General features: G+C 65.0%; 21 protein-coding genes. 5 read left to right on the forward strand and 16 right to left on the reverse strand.

All coding sequences use genetic code 11. The features are described from left to right. Positions 1-18 precede the first annotated feature (18 nt). From GA615_RS28695 to GA615_RS10395, 4 genes are read right to left on the reverse strand one after another with little or no spacing between them, the layout of a single operon-like run. Positions 19-258 (reverse strand): type II toxin-antitoxin system HicA family toxin, encoded by a 240-nt coding sequence (locus tag GA615_RS28695; RefSeq protein ID WP_152051228.1) that lies wholly within the window; start codon positions 256-258, stop codon positions 19-21. Next, positions 258-491 (reverse strand): type II toxin-antitoxin system HicB family antitoxin, encoded by a 234-nt coding sequence (locus tag GA615_RS10385; protein ID WP_152051229.1) that lies wholly within the window; start codon positions 489-491, stop codon positions 258-260. Before GA615_RS10385 ends, GA615_RS28695 begins: the two co-directional genes overlap by 1 nt. A 21-nt stretch (positions 492-512) precedes the next feature. Then, complete coding sequence (locus GA615_RS10390; protein ID WP_152051230.1) at positions 513-887, reverse strand: hypothetical protein; 375 nt, start codon at positions 885-887, stop codon at positions 513-515. Positions 888-923: 36 nt separating this feature from the next. Further along, positions 924-2,564: an alpha/beta hydrolase-fold protein gene (locus tag GA615_RS10395; protein ID WP_152051231.1), complete on the reverse strand. Its 1,641-nt coding sequence runs from the start codon at positions 2,562-2,564 to the stop codon at positions 924-926. A gap of 204 nt (positions 2,565-2,768) precedes the next feature. Here GA615_RS10395 and GA615_RS10400 point away from each other — a divergent pair, with 204 nt between their 5' ends. After that, the gene (locus tag GA615_RS10400) at positions 2,769-3,989 is read left to right on the forward strand and encodes a lysophospholipid acyltransferase family protein (RefSeq protein WP_152051232.1); all 1,221 of its coding nucleotides are present in this window, start codon (positions 2,769-2,771) and stop codon (positions 3,987-3,989) included. 30 nt (positions 3,990-4,019) lie between these two features. Here GA615_RS10400 and GA615_RS10405 read toward each other — a convergent pair whose 3' ends face one another. The 5 genes from GA615_RS10405 to GA615_RS10425 form a co-directional block, all read right to left on the reverse strand. Beyond that, positions 4,020-4,790: an NAD-dependent epimerase/dehydratase family protein gene (locus GA615_RS10405; protein WP_161602267.1), complete on the reverse strand. Its 771-nt coding sequence runs from the start codon at positions 4,788-4,790 to the stop codon at positions 4,020-4,022. 43 nt (positions 4,791-4,833) lie between these two features. After that, positions 4,834-5,325 carry a DUF4365 domain-containing protein gene (locus tag GA615_RS10410; protein ID WP_161602268.1) on the reverse strand — a complete coding sequence of 164 codons (492 nt, stop codon included), beginning with the start codon at positions 5,323-5,325 and terminating at the stop codon, positions 4,834-4,836. Beyond that, positions 5,325-5,585: a hypothetical protein gene (locus tag GA615_RS27800; RefSeq protein WP_201750159.1), complete on the reverse strand. Its 261-nt coding sequence runs from the start codon at positions 5,583-5,585 to the stop codon at positions 5,325-5,327. Before GA615_RS27800 ends, GA615_RS10410 begins: the two co-directional genes overlap by 1 nt. Positions 5,586-5,854: 269 nt before the next feature. Beyond that, positions 5,855-6,985, reverse strand: a complete 1,131-nt coding sequence (locus GA615_RS10420; RefSeq protein ID WP_152051235.1) for a glycoside hydrolase family 88 protein — start codon at positions 6,983-6,985, stop codon at positions 5,855-5,857. A 676-nt stretch (positions 6,986-7,661) separates the two neighbouring features. Further along, complete coding sequence (locus tag GA615_RS10425; protein WP_152051236.1) at positions 7,662-8,786, reverse strand: hypothetical protein; 1,125 nt, start codon at positions 8,784-8,786, stop codon at positions 7,662-7,664. 502 nt (positions 8,787-9,288) lie between these two features. Here GA615_RS10425 and GA615_RS10430 point away from each other — a divergent pair. Both GA615_RS10430 and GA615_RS10435 read left to right on the forward strand, forming a co-directional pair. Beyond that, on the forward strand, positions 9,289-9,753 hold the full coding sequence (locus GA615_RS10430) for a hypothetical protein (RefSeq protein ID WP_152051237.1): 465 nt from the start codon (positions 9,289-9,291) through the stop codon (positions 9,751-9,753). Positions 9,754-9,834: 81 nt separating this feature from the next. Continuing rightward, on the forward strand, positions 9,835-10,302 hold the full coding sequence (locus tag GA615_RS10435) for a hypothetical protein (RefSeq protein WP_152051238.1): 468 nt from the start codon (positions 9,835-9,837) through the stop codon (positions 10,300-10,302). A gap of 39 nt (positions 10,303-10,341) precedes the next feature. Here the strand turns inward: GA615_RS10435 and GA615_RS10440 are convergent, their stop codons facing one another. From GA615_RS10440 to GA615_RS10465, 6 genes are all read right to left on the reverse strand, one after another. Then, a complete protein-coding gene (locus GA615_RS10440; RefSeq protein ID WP_152051239.1) occupies positions 10,342-10,587 on the reverse strand; it encodes a lipopolysaccharide assembly protein LapA domain-containing protein in 246 nt (81 codons plus the stop codon). Between the two features lie 134 nt (positions 10,588-10,721). After that, the gene (locus tag GA615_RS10445; protein WP_152051240.1) at positions 10,722-11,930 is read right to left on the reverse strand and encodes a Rid family hydrolase; all 1,209 of its coding nucleotides are present in this window, start codon (positions 11,928-11,930) and stop codon (positions 10,722-10,724) included. Between the two features lie 146 nt (positions 11,931-12,076). Next, positions 12,077-12,979: an aminotransferase class IV gene (locus tag GA615_RS10450; protein WP_152051241.1), complete on the reverse strand. Its 903-nt coding sequence runs from the start codon at positions 12,977-12,979 to the stop codon at positions 12,077-12,079. Positions 12,980-13,036: 57 nt separating this feature from the next. After that, positions 13,037-13,786, reverse strand: coding sequence for a sulfotransferase-like domain-containing protein (locus tag GA615_RS10455; protein WP_152051242.1), 750 nt, complete (start codon positions 13,784-13,786; stop codon positions 13,037-13,039). 38 nt (positions 13,787-13,824) lie between these two features. After that, on the reverse strand, positions 13,825-14,805 hold the full coding sequence (locus GA615_RS10460; protein ID WP_152051243.1) for a hypothetical protein: 981 nt from the start codon (positions 14,803-14,805) through the stop codon (positions 13,825-13,827). After that, on the reverse strand, positions 14,802-16,319 hold the full coding sequence (locus GA615_RS10465) for a hypothetical protein (protein ID WP_152051244.1): 1,518 nt from the start codon (positions 16,317-16,319) through the stop codon (positions 14,802-14,804). The genes GA615_RS10460 and GA615_RS10465 overlap by 4 nt, the downstream gene beginning before the upstream one ends. A gap of 118 nt (positions 16,320-16,437) precedes the next feature. Between GA615_RS10465 and GA615_RS10470 the strand changes: the two genes are divergently transcribed. Together GA615_RS10470 and rpmG are read left to right on the forward strand one after the other, a co-directional pair. Then, positions 16,438-16,761: a 2Fe-2S iron-sulfur cluster-binding protein gene (locus GA615_RS10470; RefSeq protein ID WP_152051245.1), complete on the forward strand. Its 324-nt coding sequence runs from the start codon at positions 16,438-16,440 to the stop codon at positions 16,759-16,761. 155 nt (positions 16,762-16,916) lie between these two features. Beyond that, positions 16,917-17,096 carry a 50S ribosomal protein L33 gene (gene rpmG / locus GA615_RS10475; protein ID WP_152051246.1) on the forward strand — a complete coding sequence of 60 codons (180 nt, stop codon included), beginning with the start codon at positions 16,917-16,919 and terminating at the stop codon, positions 17,094-17,096. Between the two features lie 118 nt (positions 17,097-17,214). Here rpmG and GA615_RS10480 read toward each other — a convergent pair whose 3' ends face one another. Further along, positions 17,215-19,392 (reverse strand): prolyl oligopeptidase family serine peptidase, encoded by a 2,178-nt coding sequence (locus GA615_RS10480; protein WP_201750160.1) that lies wholly within the window; start codon positions 19,390-19,392, stop codon positions 17,215-17,217. Positions 19,393-19,893: the final 501 nt, after the last annotated feature.

Consider the following 19,893-nt stretch of genomic DNA (forward strand, 5'->3'; position numbering starts at 1 on the left):
TCGAGGGAGACAGACACCTTATGACGCTTCGTAAGCCTTCAGGAAGTCGTCTCGGGTGATTCCGGACTGCTTGCAGATCATTCTCAAGGTTGAACCCTTGAGGTGAGAGTGGCCCGGCAAGGTCAATGGAGTCCGTGTTCCGTCAGGATTGTCTCGGATCATGGAAACGTGTTCGCGATCTCGGACGATCCGGAATCCGAGTGATTCGAGGGCTGAGATGACTTTCGCCCTCGGGGCATCCACGGGAAAACGGGGCATCAGAGCGAGATTCCCGTCTCGGCAACGAAGGCTTCCAGGATCGGTGATTCGTCCTCGAACGCTTCCGGTCCGAAGGTTTCGATGTGAAAACGGATTGCCGATCGCACGTCGGCCAGGGCAGCCTCGTATGAGTCGCCCTGACCCACCACGACCCCGCGCATCCCCAGGGGGTACGCAACGTATCCATCGGCGTGTTTCTCGACGACGACCTTGTAGTGCTTCTCCACAGCCATGCAGCCCTTCCCCACCCTTCCTTACATTTGGATACGATGCCTCAGTGCTTCGAACCGCTCTGCGTTGCCGGGCTCCTCGGACTGCCCCAACTGCCAGCATCGCAAAAACATGTCAGCGAACAATGGGTCCGCCAGCGTTCGATCCTCAACTCGGGGAAAGAAGGCCGAGAAGTGGCATTCGAGGAGATGTTCTAGCAGACAGCACGCGATGGCATTCCGCAAGTCTTCCTGGGTATGCCCACCCCATCGAGCGATGAACAACCAGATGGGTTCGGGGTCCGTTTCGATGAAATCCTCGACCTCAAGGATCGCTTGCCACCGGGGGTCCTCGCCCCCTTCGACCGGCTCGCCGGGGAGGAGGGATTCGGCGTTTCGAATGGCGTCATGAACGGTCATCGCTTCCCTCGGCGACCCTGGATCGCACGCGACGATTTACCGACCGGGCGCCCCCGAGGCCACGGCCTCAGCCATCTGCTGCATCATCTCAAGCTCGGTGATGCCCGACCAGCAATGGCCCTCGCCGGCGCCGTAAACGATGGAGCCTTCGAAGGGAGGGTCGGCGGTTTCGAGGAACGCTTCGAGACGCTGGAGGGCCTGTTCGAGGAAGAAGTTGTCGGCATCGCCCATCCAGATATGAATCTTGCCGCGCAGCTTGGGTCCGAGCGTCTGCCAGTTGGCTTCGAGGACGCGGCGGATGTCGTACCGGGCCCAGTGGTCGAGGACAGACTTGTCGATCGCGCCGGTGACGGGGTCCCAGAGGGGGACGGGGCGGCCGTCGGGGCCTCGGGGGCTGTAGGTGGCGTTCCAGGAGCCCCACTGGCCACCGGACATGGCCCACGAACCGCCCAGACCGAGGGCGTTTTCGAGGCTGCATTCGTCTCGCATCGCGTAGACGGGGGTGCCATCCTCGCGGCGGAAGGCGGGGCGCTCGGCACCGTCGGCGGTGGTGTAGGCGTTGGCGTCGTCGTAGATGTTGATGAGCTGAAACGAGCGAAAGTCGAGGCTGTCGGGGCAGCTTGACCAGCAGCCGTTGAAGAAATCGGGGTAGAAGACCTGCAGCGCGATTGACACCCAGCCGCCGGTCGATCCGCCATCAAGGACGCGGGCGTATCCCTGGCCGATGCCCCGATAGAGACGCTCAATATAGGGAATCAGTTCTTGTGTGATCGCGTCTCCATACGGGCCGTGATTGGCCGAGTTCACCTGGTACGGGTCGCCGAGCGGCCCGGCTCCGTCGAGAAAAAGCATGACGAAGCGAGGGGTGTCGTCGGCCAGCCACATCCGGCGGAAGGGGGAACCCTCGGCCATCCGGCGGCGGGCGGCGGTGAAACGCGAGCCGAAGCCGCCGATGTGGACCCGAAGCGGATAGCGCACGCTTGGGTCTTTCCCGTAATCCCGAGGCAGCACCACCGCGACACGTAGGAACATCGGCCGGCCGTGGAACTCGCTCAGGAGCTTCGACGGAACCTTCAGGTAGCGGACCAGGTCGGTATCGTCGGGCAGGCGTTCCGGAGGGTCGATCCGGGTCAGTTCGAGGGGGATCGGGTCGGTGTCGGCCGGATCAAGATTGACGGGAGTGGGTGCGCTGGAGAGGTTACCGGGGGCGTTCAAGAGGAGCAAGTCCGGGTTCCGCATCAAGACGGCCTGCGCGACATACTCACCGGGAGGCAGGTTCTCCAGGGCTTCGATGGGAAAGCTCCGGGCCGAAGCATCCACCATCGTCACCGTACCGGGGGCGACCAGTTCCGCATCGACGCCCAGCACGGCCGGAGAGCCAGGCACAGGGAGGCTGAGAGCATTGCGCGGCTCGGGTCGGGCTCGGCGGGCGAGGATCACGACCAGGCGGCCGTCGGTTGGGGCGTCGATCAGACCTTCGACCACGCTGACCGCGAACCGGGGGGCGAGGGGTGCCGGCGGGCCGGGCAAGGCGGCGGGCTCGGGCTGGCCCGTGGTCGCGGGGGTCGGCTCCACGGGCTCGGCGCTCCGGGTCGGGAGGGGGCCGAGGGCCTGGGCCTCGACCGTGGTCATCACGAGGCAGAGGGCAAGCGGCGCGAGCCAGCGGTTGAGCGTCATCGGGGCGTTGTCCTTCGAGGTCGGCTCGGGCAGGATTGACGACGTATCCTAACGTCGTCGGCCCCCTCGACGAAAGGGACCGATCGCCGGAGACGTGGCACGCTTCGGCGGCCAATTCCCATCATGCCGGTGGGCGTCCGGCGTGGACGGTCGATCGGGCTCGGAACGGATCCCTGACGAATTCCCGAGTAGTCGAGGGTGATAATGAGACGCTTGCCCTTGTCGGACGAGTTCAGGCATCGCTATCGCGCCCCGAGCGTCTCGCCGTTCTGGGTCCGGGCCGGTGCCATCGCCTTCCGCCGGATGCTCCGACGCGAGCAACGGATCGAACAGTACGACATTGAGGGCCTCGACCGGCTGGCAGGGCTGCTCGATCGCGGCGACGGCGTCCTGATCGCCCCGAATCATTGCGACGACGCCGACGCCGGTGTCGTCTTCGAGCTGGGCATGCGGCTGCGTCGGCCGTTCTACTACATGGCCGCGTACCAGATTTTCAAAGGGAAGGCCGGCTATGTCTTGCCCCGAGTCGGGTGCTTTCCGGTCGACCGCGAGGGGACCGACCTCCGCGCGTTCAAGACCGCCGTTGAGCTGCTCGGCGATCGGCCGAACCCCCTGGTCGTCTTTCCTGAAGGCGAGATTTACCACATGGCCGACCGGCTCACGCCGATCCGCGAAGGCGTGGCGACCATCGCGTGCTCGGCGTTGAAAAAGCGTCGGACGGCGGGCAAAACGGTCTGGATCGTCCCGGTCGGTTTGAAGTACCGATTCCTCGACGACCACGACCCCCGCCCGGCCCTCGACGCCCAGATGACTGCGCTGGAAGCCCATCTCCGCCGACAGACCAGGCCGGGGCGATCACTCGTGGATCGGATTTACGCCTTCGCCGAGGGGGCGGTCTGCTTGAAGGAGACGGAGTATCTCGGCTCGGCCCGATCGGGCCCGCTGGCCGATCGCCTGGCGGAGCTTCGGGAGCACATCCTCGGCGCGATAGAGGAACGCCGATTCGTCATTCGGAAATCCGGCGACGTGCCGGTGCGGGTCAAGGAACTACGGCGTGCCTGCCTGGAGGTCCTGGCCGAGTCCGGGGCCGATCCCGCCCGGATTGCCGAGGCCCGCCACGATCTGAACGACCTGTTCGTCGTCATGCAGATGTTCAGCTATCCCGGCGATTATGTCCGCGACTGCCCGACCCTGGAACGGGCGTCCGAGGTTCTCTTGAAGCTGGAGCAGGACACGCTGGGCATCCAGTTTCCTCGGCCGAGAGGTCCTCGACGCGCCGTGGTCCGGGTCGGCGAGCCGATCGACGTGGGAGCCTTCGCCGCGTCCTCGGAGCGGCCTCGACGCACGGCCTCAGTCCTGACCGCCACCCTGGAACAACGCCTCCAGAGGCTTCTTGACGCCATTGGGCCGGGCCGACCCCTCTGAGTCCGGCCGACGACTTTCTGTCACGGCCGCTCACTCCGATTCGGAGACGGCGAAGGCATCGTCAAGCGGAGCGTATCCGAGCATCTCCTCGGCTCGGGAGATCGGCCAGCGACTCCGTCGGTTGCGCGAGGTGCCATTGACGACGAGGAAGCGGTCGTCCAGCTCGGACCAGAGGGCGCACTCGACGAGCTGGGCGAGGTCGCGATCTGAGAGCCAGAGCGACCTTGCCCAGTCGTCGGGCAAAGTGGCCGGATCGTTCGGGTCGGGCTGCACCCAGCCGACTCGAAGCGCGACGAAGGCCAGTTCGAAGGCCTGTGCCATGCTTCGCCCGAACCGCTCCCCCACCAGCTTCGAGGCGCCGAAGGAGCCATCGGGCCGGGGAGGCAGATCCTCGGAGATCGGGCCGGTGCCGTCATCCCGATAGCCCCACATCGTATGGCTGGAGCTGGCGAAGACGAAGCGATCGACCGCGGCGAGCACGGCGGCGTTCAGGACGTTCGGCAAGGCGTCGAGGTTCGGGCCGACCAGCGCCTCCCACGAGGCGTTCGGGTGCGAGTGGGCCGCAAGGTGGACCACGGCATCGACGCCGTGAAACAGCTCGGCCCACTCGTCGTCCAGCTCAGTCAGATCGGCCGTGATGACCTCGTCGTTGTCTGGACCGGGGTTACGGTCAAGGAGGATCAGATCGTAGCGATCGCCCCACTGCTTGCGGAGCTTGCGTCCAAGGTATCCGCACGCTCCGGTGATGAGGACCGTCGGCCGATCTTCGGAATCGATCGGCCCGAGGTCGTCCTCGATCATCGGCAAGCTTGGAAAGCCGTTAGGTGGGAACGGATCATCGTCATCACGACCGCGAGATTCGGTGCTCATACCATTGGTTCACCTGATTGATGATCTCGTCGAGTGCGTCACGATCGAGACGACGAAACCAGTTGGCATCCCGATCCACAAGCCCTGGCCTTCCCGACGGATCGATGGTGGGTTCCTTGAGCCATCGATAAAACCCGTGGTCGTTTTCGATGTCGAACACGACCAGGCAGAAGGGGAACGGGATGTCGATCGGGTAGGAGATGTCGTTGAGGTTCAGGGACAGGGGAAACGGTCGAGATTCGTCAATCCTTCCTGGTTTCAAGCCACGAAGTGCCTTCAATTCGATCCCGAGCACTCGACCGGTTCGGCGACCGCCCGAGGTAATGTGGACCAGGTAATCGACAGAGCGGTCGGCATCGAGCGCCTGCCGCTGGATCTCAAGGTCATCCCGTCGGGTGAGATGGACCATCAAGAGACTCTCGGCCCGTTCCTCGAAATACCAGGGTTTCGCGGTGGTCTTCCCCATCACTCGCTCCGATCGGGATCGGTGAAGCAAGAACGCAAGCGTCTCCGCCTTTCCCAGTATCGTTTGACTTCGTGCCAGAGACGAGAGCGGTTTTCCGGGTTGATCGGGTATGCGGTCGGGAATCCGTTGAGATGCGAGTACTCCTCCTCGTTCACCGAGAGGATGAACCCGCATTCGCGGATTACGTCGATTCCGAAAAGGTAGGTCGGGGCCGGGTAGCGGGCGATCGCAAGGAGTTCCTCTCGTGACAATCGACCCATCTTCAACCGACCATCTCGTGAACGATAGCCCTGGCGAGTGGCCTTGACCTGGGCGAAGAAGAATGGAGTCGTCGACCCCGTGCCGGTCAGCCCGACCAGGAAATCGACGCCCGGGTGTTTGTCACCAAGAAAGACGGGGTGGAAACGAGGCTCAGGGAGACCATCAAATTCCGTGATGAGGAGCCGAAAAATGCTCTCTCCTCGTTCCCCGATCCGATCTCCCGAGCCGCTCACCTTGGGATTCCTGAGGGGATGTTGCTCAACGCGGATCAGTCTCCGTCGATCATCGACAGGACCTTGCAGATGGCTTCGAGGAAGAAGAACTCGCCCCACATGACGGACTCGTCGACGCCGAGCCCTTTGGGCTTGTGGTAGACGCCGTGCTTGAGAACGCCTTCCCACTCGGGTTCGTTCCAGGAGACGTAAGCGTCGGAGCAGAGGGAGTCGAGGATTGTCAGGGCGGCGTCCTGGTAGCGGGCGGCGCGGGCGGGGTCGCGGGTCAGGTCGGCAAGCTGCCAGAGACCCGAGGCGGCGATGGCCGAGGCGGAGCTGTCGGCCATGCGATCCCCTTCGGGGGCGTCAAAGTCCCAGGGGGCGACCAGCCCGTCGGGGCAGCGGTCGATGAAGTGGTCGGCGTTGCGCTCGGCAACGGCGAGGTCGGCCGGGTCGTTCGTGTAGGTGTAGACGGTGCCGAAGCCGTACAGCGACCAGGCAAGCCCTCGGGTCCAGTCCGACTCGGCGGAGAGCCCCTGGTGGGTACTCTGCCGGAGAAACTCGCCGGTGTTAGTGTCGAAGATCCCCTCGTGGGCCGTGCTGCCGTTGGGCCGAACGATGGTGCGCTCGGTGGTCCGGCAATGGGCCTTGGCGATCCGGAGCAGGTTCTCGTCGCCGGTTTCCCGGGCGGCGTAGAGGATGACCGGGACGTTCATCATGATGTCGATGAACAGGCTTTCCGGCCCGATGAACGAGCAGAGGTACTCTCCTCGCTCTCGGAAGCGCAGGGCAAGCGTCTGGCCGGCGGTGACAACGACCTGTTTCTTCGATTCGTCTCCCGTGACCTCGTACCAGGGAAGGTACGAATTCAGGAAGATGAACCCGAGGTCGTGGACGTCTCGGTCGTGCTGCTTGTGTTCGAGCAGGCGGCAGTAGTGTTCGGCCTTGTCGCGCCACCACTCGTGGCGGATGCGGCGGTAGCAGTGCCAGAGGATGCCGGTGAGGAAGCCGGCGCACCAGTCGGTCCAGAGTTCCCCGCCGTGCCGCCACCGACCGCCCTCGGTGTAGATCGGGAAGAAGTCGGGGTGGTGGTCGATCAGGGTGCCGAACTTCGAGGCGTAGTGATCGAAGGTCCGCTGCAGGCGCGGCTTCAGGTCGGCCAGGTCGACAAGTTGGGGCTCGGCCATGCTTCGGGCTCTCCGGTCCACCAGGAAAGGAGGACGGTCCGCGATCGGACGTCAGCGTGAGGAAATCAATTCGGGGCAGCGGCATCGGCTTCGATCGGCAAGGGTCCGAACCGAGTCCGGGATCGATCGACCGTCGGATGGACCCTCGGTCGCATCGTCTGGGAAGGGAAGTCGGCGCGCGTAACGCCCCTCGGTCCCGGTCCCCCTTGTGGGGGAATCGAGCCTATCGCCGGAGATCGTCGCACCCTGCGATCGATCGACCGGGAGCCGATCTCGTCCCGGTTGAGCCGGGTCAAGCGCGTGCCGGAGAGAATCATCGCCGCCAGGAGCCTCCCAAGAGCCTGACCGGGATGAGGCGTCGTCCTTCCCCTCGGGCAGGGCCGCGAAGCGCAGCGATGCGACGCGAGGGAATTCTCCTCAACCGACCGTTCGGGGCGAATCGACCAGACAACGGAGAGCACGCCACCAATGCGGCCACTCCCAATCGGGTCGAAATCATCGTTCGGATCGATCAACGGTGCCAACGCTCAGCCAATCGAGTCGCCACCTTAACGACCGCTGGTTCGATCGGCAAGCGCTCGTCCCTCATCAACGGAGAACCGACCGGCCCGAAGCGGCGTCGCCCGGGTCCGGTCGGTCAATGCTCCGTCGCGGTATTCTCGATCAATTGCAGGGATTAGCGCTGCGGTTCATCGGGGGCCGGGGCCGCTCCGTGAGCCTCGCGGCGGCCGACTTCTTCCCAGGGGAACTTATCAAAGGCACCGACGGGAGGCTCCTGCCCCACGTTCGCCTGGAACTGGTCGGGAATCTGGCCGCCGAGTTCCTGAGCGACGCGCTGGCGGAGGTCCGCCATCTTCGGATACAGGGTGTTGAGGTACAGGGCTCGTTCTTCGGGGGTGTTTGCCGAGCCGAAGCTGAGGTTGAAGTTGGTCATGCCCAGCAGCGCATTAGCCAGGGGAACCTCATCACGCTTGTAAGCGGCTTCAAGGGCCTGGCGAACGTCGGCGCGACGGGCAAGCTGAAGCATGCCGGCGAGGGTCTTGAGGTATCGCTCGGCCTCGGCGAAGTCTCGACCTTGAAGGCGTTCGGAAGCCTGGGTCCGGATCTGGTTGACCACGTCGATCGCCCGAACGATCAGCTCGTCGGGAATTTCTTCCTCGTCGGGGATGTTGCGGGCCTCGTCGACGATCTGTTGATACTCGTTGCGAAGGTTGTCGAACGGTCCGCCGGTGAGCGGCGGCGGCCAGTTATCCTCGGCGGACAGGCGGTGAGCCGAAATGACTAGCCCCTTGCTGGCAAATCGCAGCGGAACCAGGCGAATCTGATCGCCGGTGATGGTCAGGTCGGAACCGGCATTGACCAGCACCGAGTGCGGCACGCCAGGGCTCAAAAGCTGGTGGAAGAGGGCGTTCAGTGTGTCGCCGCTGACAATGTCTTGCTGAGTCGGTTGATTCAGCTGCCGCTGCTGGATCGCATTGGCCGATTGCCGAACATTCGCCGAACGCGCGGCAACCTTCTGGGCATATTGCTGCCGACGGATTTGCTCAGACTGCCAGACATACTCGTTGAACCGCATCCGCGTGTCGGTCTCGATCGACCGCGCCACCGCCGTCTGCTCGTTGTACTGGCCCATGCCAGCCGCGAGAATGCCCATGCCGCGGGTCACATCACCACCGACTGTCGCACTCCCCCAGCCGCCCCAGCCGCCCCAGCCATAGGCCCACTGGGCCTTGGCTTCGGAAGCCAGGCCGGATGCCGCGAAAACCGCGGCTGCGACTGCGATCGTCAAACGCCGAGTCATGGTGCCTCTCCAAAGTCTCAATTGATGCCGGGCGAAGGAAACTGCTGCCGACCCTGATGAGCGCCGTCGGATCGGCAAACCTCCTCGTTAGTTTATCTCCGATTCCGGAGTCGTGACGAGTGTCTCTTTTCCTTCAACCGCTCTCTTGCGTCCCGATTTCTGACTCACCACGCGCGGAACCGCCTTGGCAAGAGCAGAAACGCCGGTTTGCGATCTCTCTAATTACCCTATCCTGCGCCGGTTGTTGGTGCAACGATGTACGCAACTCCTGACAGAAAAAGGCTGGATTCGGAGCGTTCGAAGGCCCAGAGGGTGCGGGGCACCTGGGCCGATCCCGCTTCGACAAAGACATGCGGGAGCAATGCCAGGGTTGCCGGATTGCCTCGATTGGAACCAGAGACGGGACGCCCCCGTTGCCGACGGCATGACCACGGCGTTACAGTGCGCTGGTGGGTCGCTTGCCGACCAAACCTCTCGACCCTCCATCAAGGGGGAGACTCCGATGAAGATGTGGATGATTCGAGCCCTCGGGGCGAGCCTCGCCCTGGCCGTCGTGGTGCTGGCAGGTTCCGCCGTGGAAGGCCGAGTCTTCGGTCCGATTTCCCCTGAACCGGCGGCGATCGCGACCGTTGACGCAGACCCGGATGCGCAGGACAAGCGAGCCGAACTGATGGCGTTGAAGCTGGATTACGCCAAGAACGTGCTCGAAGGCCTGACGCTCGAAAAGATGGATCAGGTCGCCAAGAACGCCCAGGAGTTGAAGCTCCTCAGCGCCGCGGCCGAGTGGGAACCGGTCACCGTGCCCGGCCCCTTGTATCTGGTCTACACCCGAGAGTTCCAGCGGATCGCCGACTCCCTGGCCGAGAACGCCAAGGACAAGAACCTCGACGCCGCCACGCTCGCTTATGTGCAGTTAACCATGAATTGTGTCGAGTGTCACAAGTACGTTCGATCGACGGATCGCTGATCGGCCCCGTGTCCGCTCGGCTCGTGTCGGCTCGAATCGCCGTCGGACCCATTCGGTGAAGGTGTGGGAGACTTCTCCGTCATGGCGACTGCCCCTGTTGCGGCTCAATGGCGATTCGGGCTGATGATCGTCCTTGGACTCTCGGCGTTGCTGGCGGCCGCTTCGCTGGCGTCATCTCAACCCAAGGTGGCCGACGAGCCGTCGCAAGCGGAGAAGCCACTCGACGATCGAGCGGTCTTGATGCGCCGCAAGCTCGACCACAGCCAGCGCATCCTCGGCGGTCTGGCCGAGGGCCGCTTCGGCTCCGTGGCCCGGTCGGCCCGATCGCTTCAAGAAATCAGCGAGGTGGCGGCCTTCTACAACCTGCCGACCGACGACTACCAACGCTTCAGCAACGAATTCCGCCGGATCACGCAAACCCTTGCCGAGCGAGCCGAGGCCAACGACCTGGACGGCGCCACGCTGGCCAATGTGCAACTGATCATGAATTGTGTCGAGTGCCACAAGTACGTCCGGATTCAGATGAATCCCCCCGCCCCTCCTCGATGAGGCGAGAATCACCGACGAGCGGCCCCGTCCTCGACATCGTCAATGTCCGTGGCCGTGGTGACGTACTTCCGATGCCTTCGAAATCGACTGGCGCAGGAAGCCGAAGAACGACCCGCCCGTAAACATGCCCAGAACGTACACGGCCAGCATCACCAGGAACAAGGGGGCCGAAAACTGAACCTGGGTCATCGGGAAGTTCACCTGCACCGCCTCTCGGTTCACCACCGCGAAGGCAATGAAGGCGGCCACCAGCACGATCAGCAGGATCAGGTAGACGTATCGCATCGAATTCTCCGCGCCGAAGCAAAGCGAGGGCGATTGATCCTCGGACCCACCAACTTCAGTCTACCCGATTGTTCGTGGCCGCGATGCCCGCCGGAGATCCGGGAAGACCCGGTCGGGTCCGGCGGGCCGGCCGGTTACTCGGGAACCACGGCGATCATATCGACCGTGATGGATCGACGGGCCAGCCCGACTCCCGGAACCTGGGCCTTCGAAGCCGCCGGAGGCCGCTTCGGGTCGTAATAGTTCGGCCGAAGGTCGTTCAGCGCCTGGCTCGAATCGTTGGCGGAGACGTAATAGGTGGCCTTGGCCAGGTGGTTCAGATCGCTGCCCGATGCGCCGAGCACGGCAATCATCTGGTCGAAGATCCCTTCGACCTGAGCGGCCCCCGATTCTCCCTCGGGACCGAAGAGGCCGGAGAGAAACACCAGGTCCCCCCGGTTCACCCGAGCCACCCGGCTATAGACTGGCGAGGCGGGCAGCGCAGGGGTTGCCAGGTAGTCGATCACCTGGTCGCTGCCCGGTTTGGGAGCGGTGGCGACCAGCTCAATCTCGATCGGTAAGGTGCTTTCCCACTCGACCAGGACCAACGGGGGCGTCTCCTTCCCCTGGAAGAAGGCCGCGACCTCCCGTTCCACGACCTCGGCCGATTCCGGGGGCAGGTAGAACGCCTTCAGTTGCACAACCTGATCAGTGCCGAGCCCGAGGTGATCGAGCGTCTCGGCCAGGCTGTCGAGCGTCTTGCGGGTGGCGGTGGCGAGGTCGTCGGCCGGCTCAGCCTGGCCGGCGATGAAGACCCGGGGCCCACTCGGCAAGACGGCCAGTGGCGCCCCGGCGATCTGCCCGGTCGCCTGCCCTTGCGGCACCTCGGGCCAGGCGACCTGTCCTGCTGAAGGCTGGGCGTCGGTCGTCGCCACGGCATCGACGGCGATCCAGGCCCCGGATCGGGGTAAAGTCCCTTCCACCACGGTCAAGGCCGGCGGGTCGTGGTCGGCAAGCCGCTCGGCCAGATGCGTCTTGAGCAGAGGGAGCAAGTCGGCGTTCGCCAGAACGACATGGAGCCGAACGGCCCGATCGAGGCCCGAGCCGCCTGCCTGGAGCATCGCGTCGAGCCGATCGAGGACTTCACCCACCACCTGATCGGGTGTGGTTTCCTGGTCAGGCGATTCCGGTCCGACCACCTGCGTCGAATACACCAATGCGGTCTCGGCGGGCACCACCACCGCCGCAGAGGTGCCCTGCTCGGGGTCGGGTTGGACGAACCGCACGGTCGGTTGCGAGGCGGTTGCGAACGAGCCGATCGCCAGGGCAATCGTTGCACATACAGGAAGGATGCCGGGACGCATGGGAGAAGGGCCTCCGCCAGGGGCACGGGGTCAGCATGATTCGGGGTCGAGGCAACGCTCGCCGTCGGAATGGAACGCGAGCATAGGGGGTCGATCCCATCGGAGCAAGCCTCGGGACTCCTCCTCGCGAGCGGCCCCGGAACCAATCACGCGACGACACGTTCCCCTTCCCGGCTCGTCAGATCACGATACAACTCGCTCAGGCGACGAGTCATCGGGCCAGGCTGACCGTTGCCGATGGTCCGGCCATCGACCTGAACGACCGGGGCAAGCTCTCCCATCGTGCCCGTGCAGAAGACCTCGTCCGCGCGGTAGATGTCAGTCAGCGAGAGGTCGCCGATCTCGAACGGAATCTCGTGCGAGCGGCACAGGTCGATGACGGTTGATCGGGTAATCCCTTCGGGACAGGCGTTGGTGGTCCCGGTCCGCACCACTCCCTCGGAAACGAGAAAGACGTGGGTTGCGTTCGTTTCGGCCACGAAGCCGCGAGGGTCGAGCATCAAGGCGTCGTCGGCCCCGGCGGCGTTGGCCTGAATCTTGGCAAGAATCGAATTGATGAGGTTGCAGTGGTGGATCTTCGGGTCGAGTACGTCGGGGCCGGGGCGTCGGATCGTGCTGGTGACCAGGGTGATCCCGCTGAAATCGTAGACCGGCGCCTTGTGCTCGGCCAGAACAATCAGGGTCGGCCCCGCGGTGTTCAGCCTCGGGTCCATGCCCGAGGTGTACTTGACTCCTCGGGTCAATGTGAGCCGAACATGAACACCATCACGCATCTGATTCGCCTCAAGCGTGCGGCGAATCTCGGTCGTGATGGTCTCGAAGTTCGGGATCTCCGCAAACGCCAGGGCCAGGGCCGAGCTGCGAAGGCGTTCCAGGTGCTCGGTCAGCTTGAAAATGCGGCCGTCGTAGACCCGCAACCCCTCCCAGACGGCGTCTCCCCCCTGCACCGCCGAATCGAACGGGCTAATTCCCGCCTCGTTCCGGTGGAGCAGGCGGCCGTTGATATTGATAAGCAGGTCGCTATTTCGAGAATCAAAGGTTTGAAGCATGGCGGAGTGTGGCTGGAGGGAGTGAAGAGGCGGCGCAACGACAGGAGCAAGAACCGCTTAAACAGTGATGACATGATGGTGCAGTTTTACGTAGCACGCCTCCGCACCGTCGAGCACTTCGGAAAGCGACTCGGGCACCGTGTCGGGCTTGGGCCGATACGGGTGAAATCCGGTTGAGCGTTCGACGTTCTCGTACCAGTATTTGGCCCAGATGCCGTCGGTCTCTCGGGGGCCAGCAGGCCAGCTCAGCATGGCCTCGTCGAAGGGGACGTCGAGCGCCTCGCAGAGGGCCGAAAGAACGCCACGAGGGTTCTCGAGGACGTCCTTTGCATCAATGACCGGCGGCGTTCGCCCGGTCGTTGTCTGAACACGTTCGAAGATCTCGACCTGTTGCGGTAACCCCGTGTCTTCCAGACGAGGCTCGTGCAAGACCTTCGCCAGCGAGGTGAGCATCTCGCGGGGATCTCGAATCAGGAACGCATGCGTTAAGTGGTCGAGCCAGCCTCGGTCGATCGAGGGCAGCAGGTGGTGCGCCATGTGCTTCTGGTACGAGATCGCTTTGCCTCCCGGCACTGGGCCGATCAACTCGGCTACCACCGCCCGCCAGTCCGGGTTGTGATGAGTGATCACCTCAAGCGCTCCCGGATGGTCGAGCTTCGTGTCGCGAAGGTAATGGGCATACAGCGGCTCGTCGCAGACCACGGTGTCGGCCCGGTTGCCCCACGATCGCATCATCGCCGTCGAGATGTTGCGGGGGCCAGACCACATGGCAATGCGGATCGGAGCTTCAGGAGTTGGCATGGGCATGATTCAAGACATTCAGGATTTTTGGTAATTTTCGTGCGTTATACGCTTTCGCGCGGAGAAATGAGCATCCGGAAAATTCGCGCCAGCGCGTTTTCCCTCGTCACTGATTTAGCCGGCTGCGGGGGGAAGCGGGAGAAGAGCCAGTGAAGCAGGTCAGGGGCATTGGCGAGCCCTTCGATTGGCTCGTCGATGCCAAGAAAGCCCGTCCCGATCGCCACCGCGTCAAGGTCGGCACCAAGCAGCCCGGCGGCTTCGTCCAGGGCATTGCCGAACGACTCGGCGGTTGGGAATAACGCCCGGGCAGGAGAGAGGCCAATGACCCCGCCGAGTGCCCGGACCCGCTGAGCATCTTCGGGTCGCAGTCCGCCCATCACTCCGCCGAGGCTGACGATCGGGACAACATTACCCTGCTCCCCAGCCTCCACCAGGCCGAGGACCTCGCCGGCTGCGGTCAGGGGAAGCCCGGCGAGGTCGAGCAGAAGCGGTCGGCCGGAGGAAGCGGAGGCGATGGTGGCAATCGCCGAGCGTTCGGGGTCGGTCAGGCCGCGATCGCGTGCGGGATCAATCGGACAATCGACGAGCCCGGCCAGGCGCATCGCTCGGACACCACGATCGATCAGGGCAGCCAGACGGTCGCGGGCGTCGTCGGTGTGCAACAGGGTGGCGAGCCCTCGAAGCCCGACCACCGCCCAGGTCATCGTGTCGTCCGGTTCGCTCGTGAAGCGGTTGAGGTCGGCAGGGTCCGCGAGAATCCGGCCGGAGAACTCGGCCTCGACCCCGGCGAACAGGCGGGAGACCTCGCCCCAGGGGTCGGGCCGATCGCCGGGCGCGGGGCCGATCCAGACGATCGCGGCCAGGGTGGTCGAGAGGTAGCCATCAACCTGCCCGAGCCGCGCTCGGACGCCGGGATAGTCCGCCGCGTCGATCGCGGTCGACTCCTCGGCGTACTGGAGCGGCCACTCGACGGCCAGGTCGATCAGGCGAGACGGGGCAGAAGATGCTGAAGCTGCGGTCGTCATGAGGGGTCCTCCGTCACGACCAGGGGCGTGGCGGTGGGTTCAGCCGGCAATTGATCAAGGAATCGGCGGATCGGGTCACGGAGCCCCTCCCACCGAAGACGGTCGCGGAGTGCCTCCCCCTCGGTCCAACCCAGGACGACCACGGGAGGCGTTTCGATCAGCGCCTCCCGGATCGCCGGGTCGATCCAGGGGAGTCGGCCCGGCCAGGTGGCGAGGACCCGAGACGGGCCCTCGGCCGCATCGGTCCACTGGCTTCGAAGGGTCGAACCGGCCGATTGCTCCGGATCGGCCAGCGCGACGAGGCTGGCGGTGAACGCCTCGGCCCCCCACCCGATCAGCACGGAATTCCCGACACGAGCGGTCTTGAGCGGTCGGTCCTCCATCCATCGGACACTGGCCAGTCCCTCGACAATGCGGGTCACGACACGGTCACGAACTTGCTCGGCAGCCTGGTCGCTGGTGGCATGGAGGGCAAGCAGGCCGCCATCAGGGAATCCGGCCTCGTTCAGTGACACCCAGGCGGTCACCCCGGTGAGGTTCGGCCAAAAATCCAGCTCAAGCCGGATGCCTCGGATCAGGGCGAGCAGGCCCAGCCGCTGCCGGAAGGCCACCGCTTCGCCCCGGGTCGGGTCGGCCTGCTCGACCCGATCGACCACCTGCAGCAACCCGGCCCAGGCATCTGCGCCGGGGCCGATTGCCAGCGAAACGGCCATCGCGGCCTGCTCATTTGGGACGACGTCCAGCCAGCTCGGATCGATGGCTCCCCAGCCCGGTCGGGTTGCGAGCGGATGGGTGGGGCCTTCGACAACGACCTCCAGGCAATCACCGACGAGAGCCGCGCGGGCCTCGATCGACTCGTAACCGAGGCCGAGGACGGCCGCGGCGATCTGACGGCCCGGCACCCATTCCGAAGCGGCCAGGGCCTTGGGATCGACCCGAACGATCCAGCCCGAGTCGATTCCCGGATCGTCCCCTTGGTTCCCATTGAGCCGTTCCATGGCCAATCGCAACGCCGGGCGGTCGGAGGCGAGAATGACCGGCGCTCCCGGCTCGGTTGAGGCGACCAAAGGAGCCCCGTTCGGGCCGATCCGATCGACCGCGAAGGGGCCTTCAGATGCCTCGCGGCGGCCGTCGGTCAGGACCAGAGCGGTGGCCAGGGCGGTGATCGTGCCGTCATCCTTCGGGACGACGGCGGCCCAGTGGGGCTGGCCTCCGGAGTCGAGGTCGAGCAAGAACCGGGTGCCGTCGAAGGTCGCCAGCTCCTGTGCCATCAGGGGGTTTAGGGCGGTGAGGAGGGCTTCGAGCGTCTTGCCGAGCGATCGCTCCTCGCCCGGTGGGGCCGATTGCTTCCAGTCGGCCAGGGCGGCGGCCGGGTGGGGCCAGGCGGTCCCCTCGAACAGGGAAAGGAGGGCGAAGACCTGGGCATCGGGCCGGATCGCCCGGATCTCAATCGCCGGGGAGGGTTCTCCGGCTCGGGCCGGGAGGACCATCGGGAGGAGCCAGAGCAGGAGCATCAGCCCGGCTCGGAGGGGCGCTTGCCCAAGGCCGGGTCGGCGGGTTAGGCTGAGGGCCGATCGGGCCCCCCGAGAGCGTTCTCGGTCCCGAAACCGCAGTCTCAGGCAGGAGGTCCCCATGCCGACCGTGACCGTTGAAGGTGTCGGAGCGTTCGAGGTGGAAGCGGGCAAGAAGCTGGTGCTGGCGATCGAGGACGCCGGCATCGACATCCTCCACCGTTGCGGCGGCCAGGCCAAGTGCACGACCTGTCGCGTCGAGGTGCTGGAAGGAGATGCCCCGGCGATGGAGGAGGCCGAACGGGATCGGCTGGCCCTCGAATCGAGCTTCCCGCCGAACACCCGGCTCTCATGCCAGGTGCGCGTGACGGGAGACCTGAGCGTCCGCGTCGCCGCGCGGGCCTCGACCACCGGCAAGGAGCCCGGCCCCCGCCCGGCCGACTGATCCGACGGCTTCCTGTCACGATCGGCCGACGACTGCCGTTGCGGTCCCTGGCTGAAGTTCATTACAATCACTCTCTTTGCCGATTTGATCGATCGCGCAGCAGTTCCGAACGTGTGCAAAGGACCGACCGGCCCAGACCGGCGGGAGAAGGACCCATGGCGAAGAAATCGGCCGGTCGTGAGCACGTCTGGCTCCAGTGCTCCGAGACCGGCGAACTGAACTACCGCGTCTCCGTCAACACCAAGGGCGGAATTCCGGAAGGGCTTCAGGGGGGCTTGAAGAAGTATTGCCCGAAGCTCAGGCGTCATACGCTCCACAAGATCAAGCGGAAGTAATTCGAGCGGAGTTCCGAGGGGACCGTCGTTGCGGCCCCCTGGATGGCTCGCTCAACGGCGAGGCACGGGAAGCCCCCCGAGGGGGGAGGCCCGTGCCTCGCGTGCGTTTGGGGGTCGATCAGTCGGCATCGGGCAGGGAAACGCCTAGCTCGTGGACGACGAAGGCCATCTCGTCGGCGGCCTCCTCGATGATCTTGGCCGTCGGCTTACCGGCGCCGTGGCCGGCTCGGGTCTCGATCCGGATGAGGATCGGGTTGTCGCAGCCCTGGGCCTCTTGCATGGCGGCGGCGAACTTGAAGCTGTGGGCCGGGTAGACGCGATCGTCGTGGTCGGCGGTGACGATCAGGGTCGGTGGGTAGCAGGCCCCCTGCTCGACCCGGTGATAGGGGGAGTAGGCGTAGAGGGCCTCGAACTCGTCGGCGTTCTCGGAGGAGCCGTAGTCGTCGGTCCAGGCCCAGCCGATCGTGAAGGTGTGGAAGCGGAGCATGTCCAGCACCCCGACGCCCGGCAGGCAGGCGCCGAACAGGTCGGGCCGCTGGGTCATGCAGGCCCCGACGAGCAGACCGCCGTTGGAACGCCCCTGGATGGCCAGCTTGGGGGTCGAGGTCCGGCCCTGATCGATCAGGTATTCGGCCGCGGCGATGAAGTCGTCGAAGACGTTCTGCTTCTGGAGCTTCGTGCCGGCCTTGTGCCAGGCTTCGCCGTACTCACCGCCGCCCCGGAGGTTCGGCACGGCGTAGACACCGCCCATCTCCATCCAGACCAGGCGAGAGACGCTGAAGCTGGGGGTCAGGGGGATGTTGAACCCGCCGTAGCCGTAGAGCAAGGTCGGCGTCTCGGGGCCGATCTCGATCCCCTTCTTGTGGCTGATGAACATGGGGACGCGGGTGCCGTCCTTGCTCGTGTAGAAGACCTGTTCGGTGGTGTAGTCGTCGGGGTTGAAGCCGACCTGAGGCTCCTTGTAGAGGGTGCTCTCGCCGGTCGCCAGGTCGTAGCGGTAGATGGTCGAAGGCCGGGTGTAGGAGGAGAAGGAGTAGAAGGTCTCGGTGTTGTCGCGGTCGCCGGAGAAGCCGGAGGCGGTGCCCAGCTCGGGGAACTCGACCTCGCGGACGAAGGCGCCGGCCAGGTCGTAGAGCTTCACCTGAGAGCGGGCATCCTTCAGGTACTGGGCGATCAGGAACGGGCCGACCCGGTTGGCGCCGAGCAGGGTTTCCTCGGCCTCGGGGATGATCGTCTCCCAGTGCTCCGGCTCGGGGTGGTGGACGTTGATGGCGATGACCTTGCCGAGCGGGGTCTCCTTGTCGGTCCGGAAGAAGAGGCGGGGACCGTCGTTGTCGATGAAGGTGTAGTCGGCGTCGAAGTCGCCGACGAGGTGGATCGGCTCGGCGTCGGTGTCGGCCAGGGGACGGTAGAGGATGCGGTACTTGTCGTCGGTGCCGCGGCCGAGGGTGAGGATCAGGTAGGCGCCGTCGTCGGTCACGGTGGCGTCGGCCCGCAGGTCCTTGTTCTCGGGGTCTTCCCAGATCAAGGCATCGTCATCCTGAGACGTGCCGAGCTGGTGGTAATAGACCTTCTGGTAGAAGTTGGCGGCGCGGAGGTCGCTGCCGTCTTCGGGCTCGGGGAAGCGGCCGTAGAAGAAGCCAGAGCCGTCGGGGGTCCACTCGGCGCCGGAGAACTTGCTCCAGCGGATCAGGTCGTCGAGGTCGTCGCCCGAGGCCACGTCGCGGACCTTCCAGGTCATCCAGTCGGAGCCGGCGTCGGAGACGGCATAGGCGACCTTCGATCCGTCCTTCGAGGGGGCCAGGCCGGCCAGGGCGATGGTGCCGTCGGCGCTGAAGGTGTTCGGGTCGATGAGGACCTGAGCGTCGGCGGCTAGGGAGGGGGTCGAGTAGATGACGTTCTGGTTCTGCAGGCCGCTGTTATAGGAGTAGAAGTAGCGGCCCCCCTTTTCAAAGGGGATGCCGAACTTCTCGTAGTCCCAGAGCTGGGTCAGGCGGTCCTCGATGCGTTTGCGGGCGGGGACGTCGGCGATGTAGGAGTCGAACAGGGCGACCTGAGCCTCGACCCAGGCGCGGGTCTCGGTCGAGTCGATGTCCTCCATCCAGCGGTAAGGGTCGGCGACAGGGGTGCCGTGGTAGTCGTCAACCACGTCGCCTCGGGCGGCCTCCGGATAGTCCAAAGGGGTGCGCTTGGCGTCGTCGGGCGGGCCGGCGGAGGCGGGGTCGGGGGCGGTCATCAGCAGCACGGCTCCGGCGAGGCAAAGGGCAGGGAACAGGGGGCGTTCCGTGATCCTCATGGTCGGCCGACTCCTTGGGGGAAACGCGGGTGGCTCCCGGGGCTCAACCAGCTCCGGAGGCATCGTCCTGGGATCGGATCGGGCGGACGACGCCAGTGTACGGCCCCGGTGGCCTGCTCGCCAAGGACTCGACGGGCAAGGAGCCAGATCAGGTCGTGGTGTGCCCTCGGTGCGCGGATCGGTGGGCCTCTGGTGCGCGTCGGTGCGCATCAAGGAATCGCTCTAACTCGTTGAACTGGCAACGGGTTGCCTGGTTTCGCCACGGTTCGTTTCGGGAATGGGAGGGGGCAAGGGAGCCACGGATGGGAGAGAGGGTGAAGCCGGGAAAGGCCAGGCGAGGTCTGGGTGGCCTCGGTGCGCGTTGGTGCGCCGGAGTGCGCCTGTTTGGTGTGCTGAGAGGGGATCACGCAAAGTGTCTTTTCAAAGAGCGTTACGGCGATCTTGGCCGTTCGTTTCGAGAACTCGTGGGGTCAGGATCTCGGGGCATCCAGCGAGGGAAAG

It is taken from the genome of Tautonia marina, assembly GCF_009177065.1.
Classification (GTDB): Bacteria; Planctomycetota; Planctomycetia; order Isosphaerales; family Isosphaeraceae; genus Tautonia; species Tautonia marina.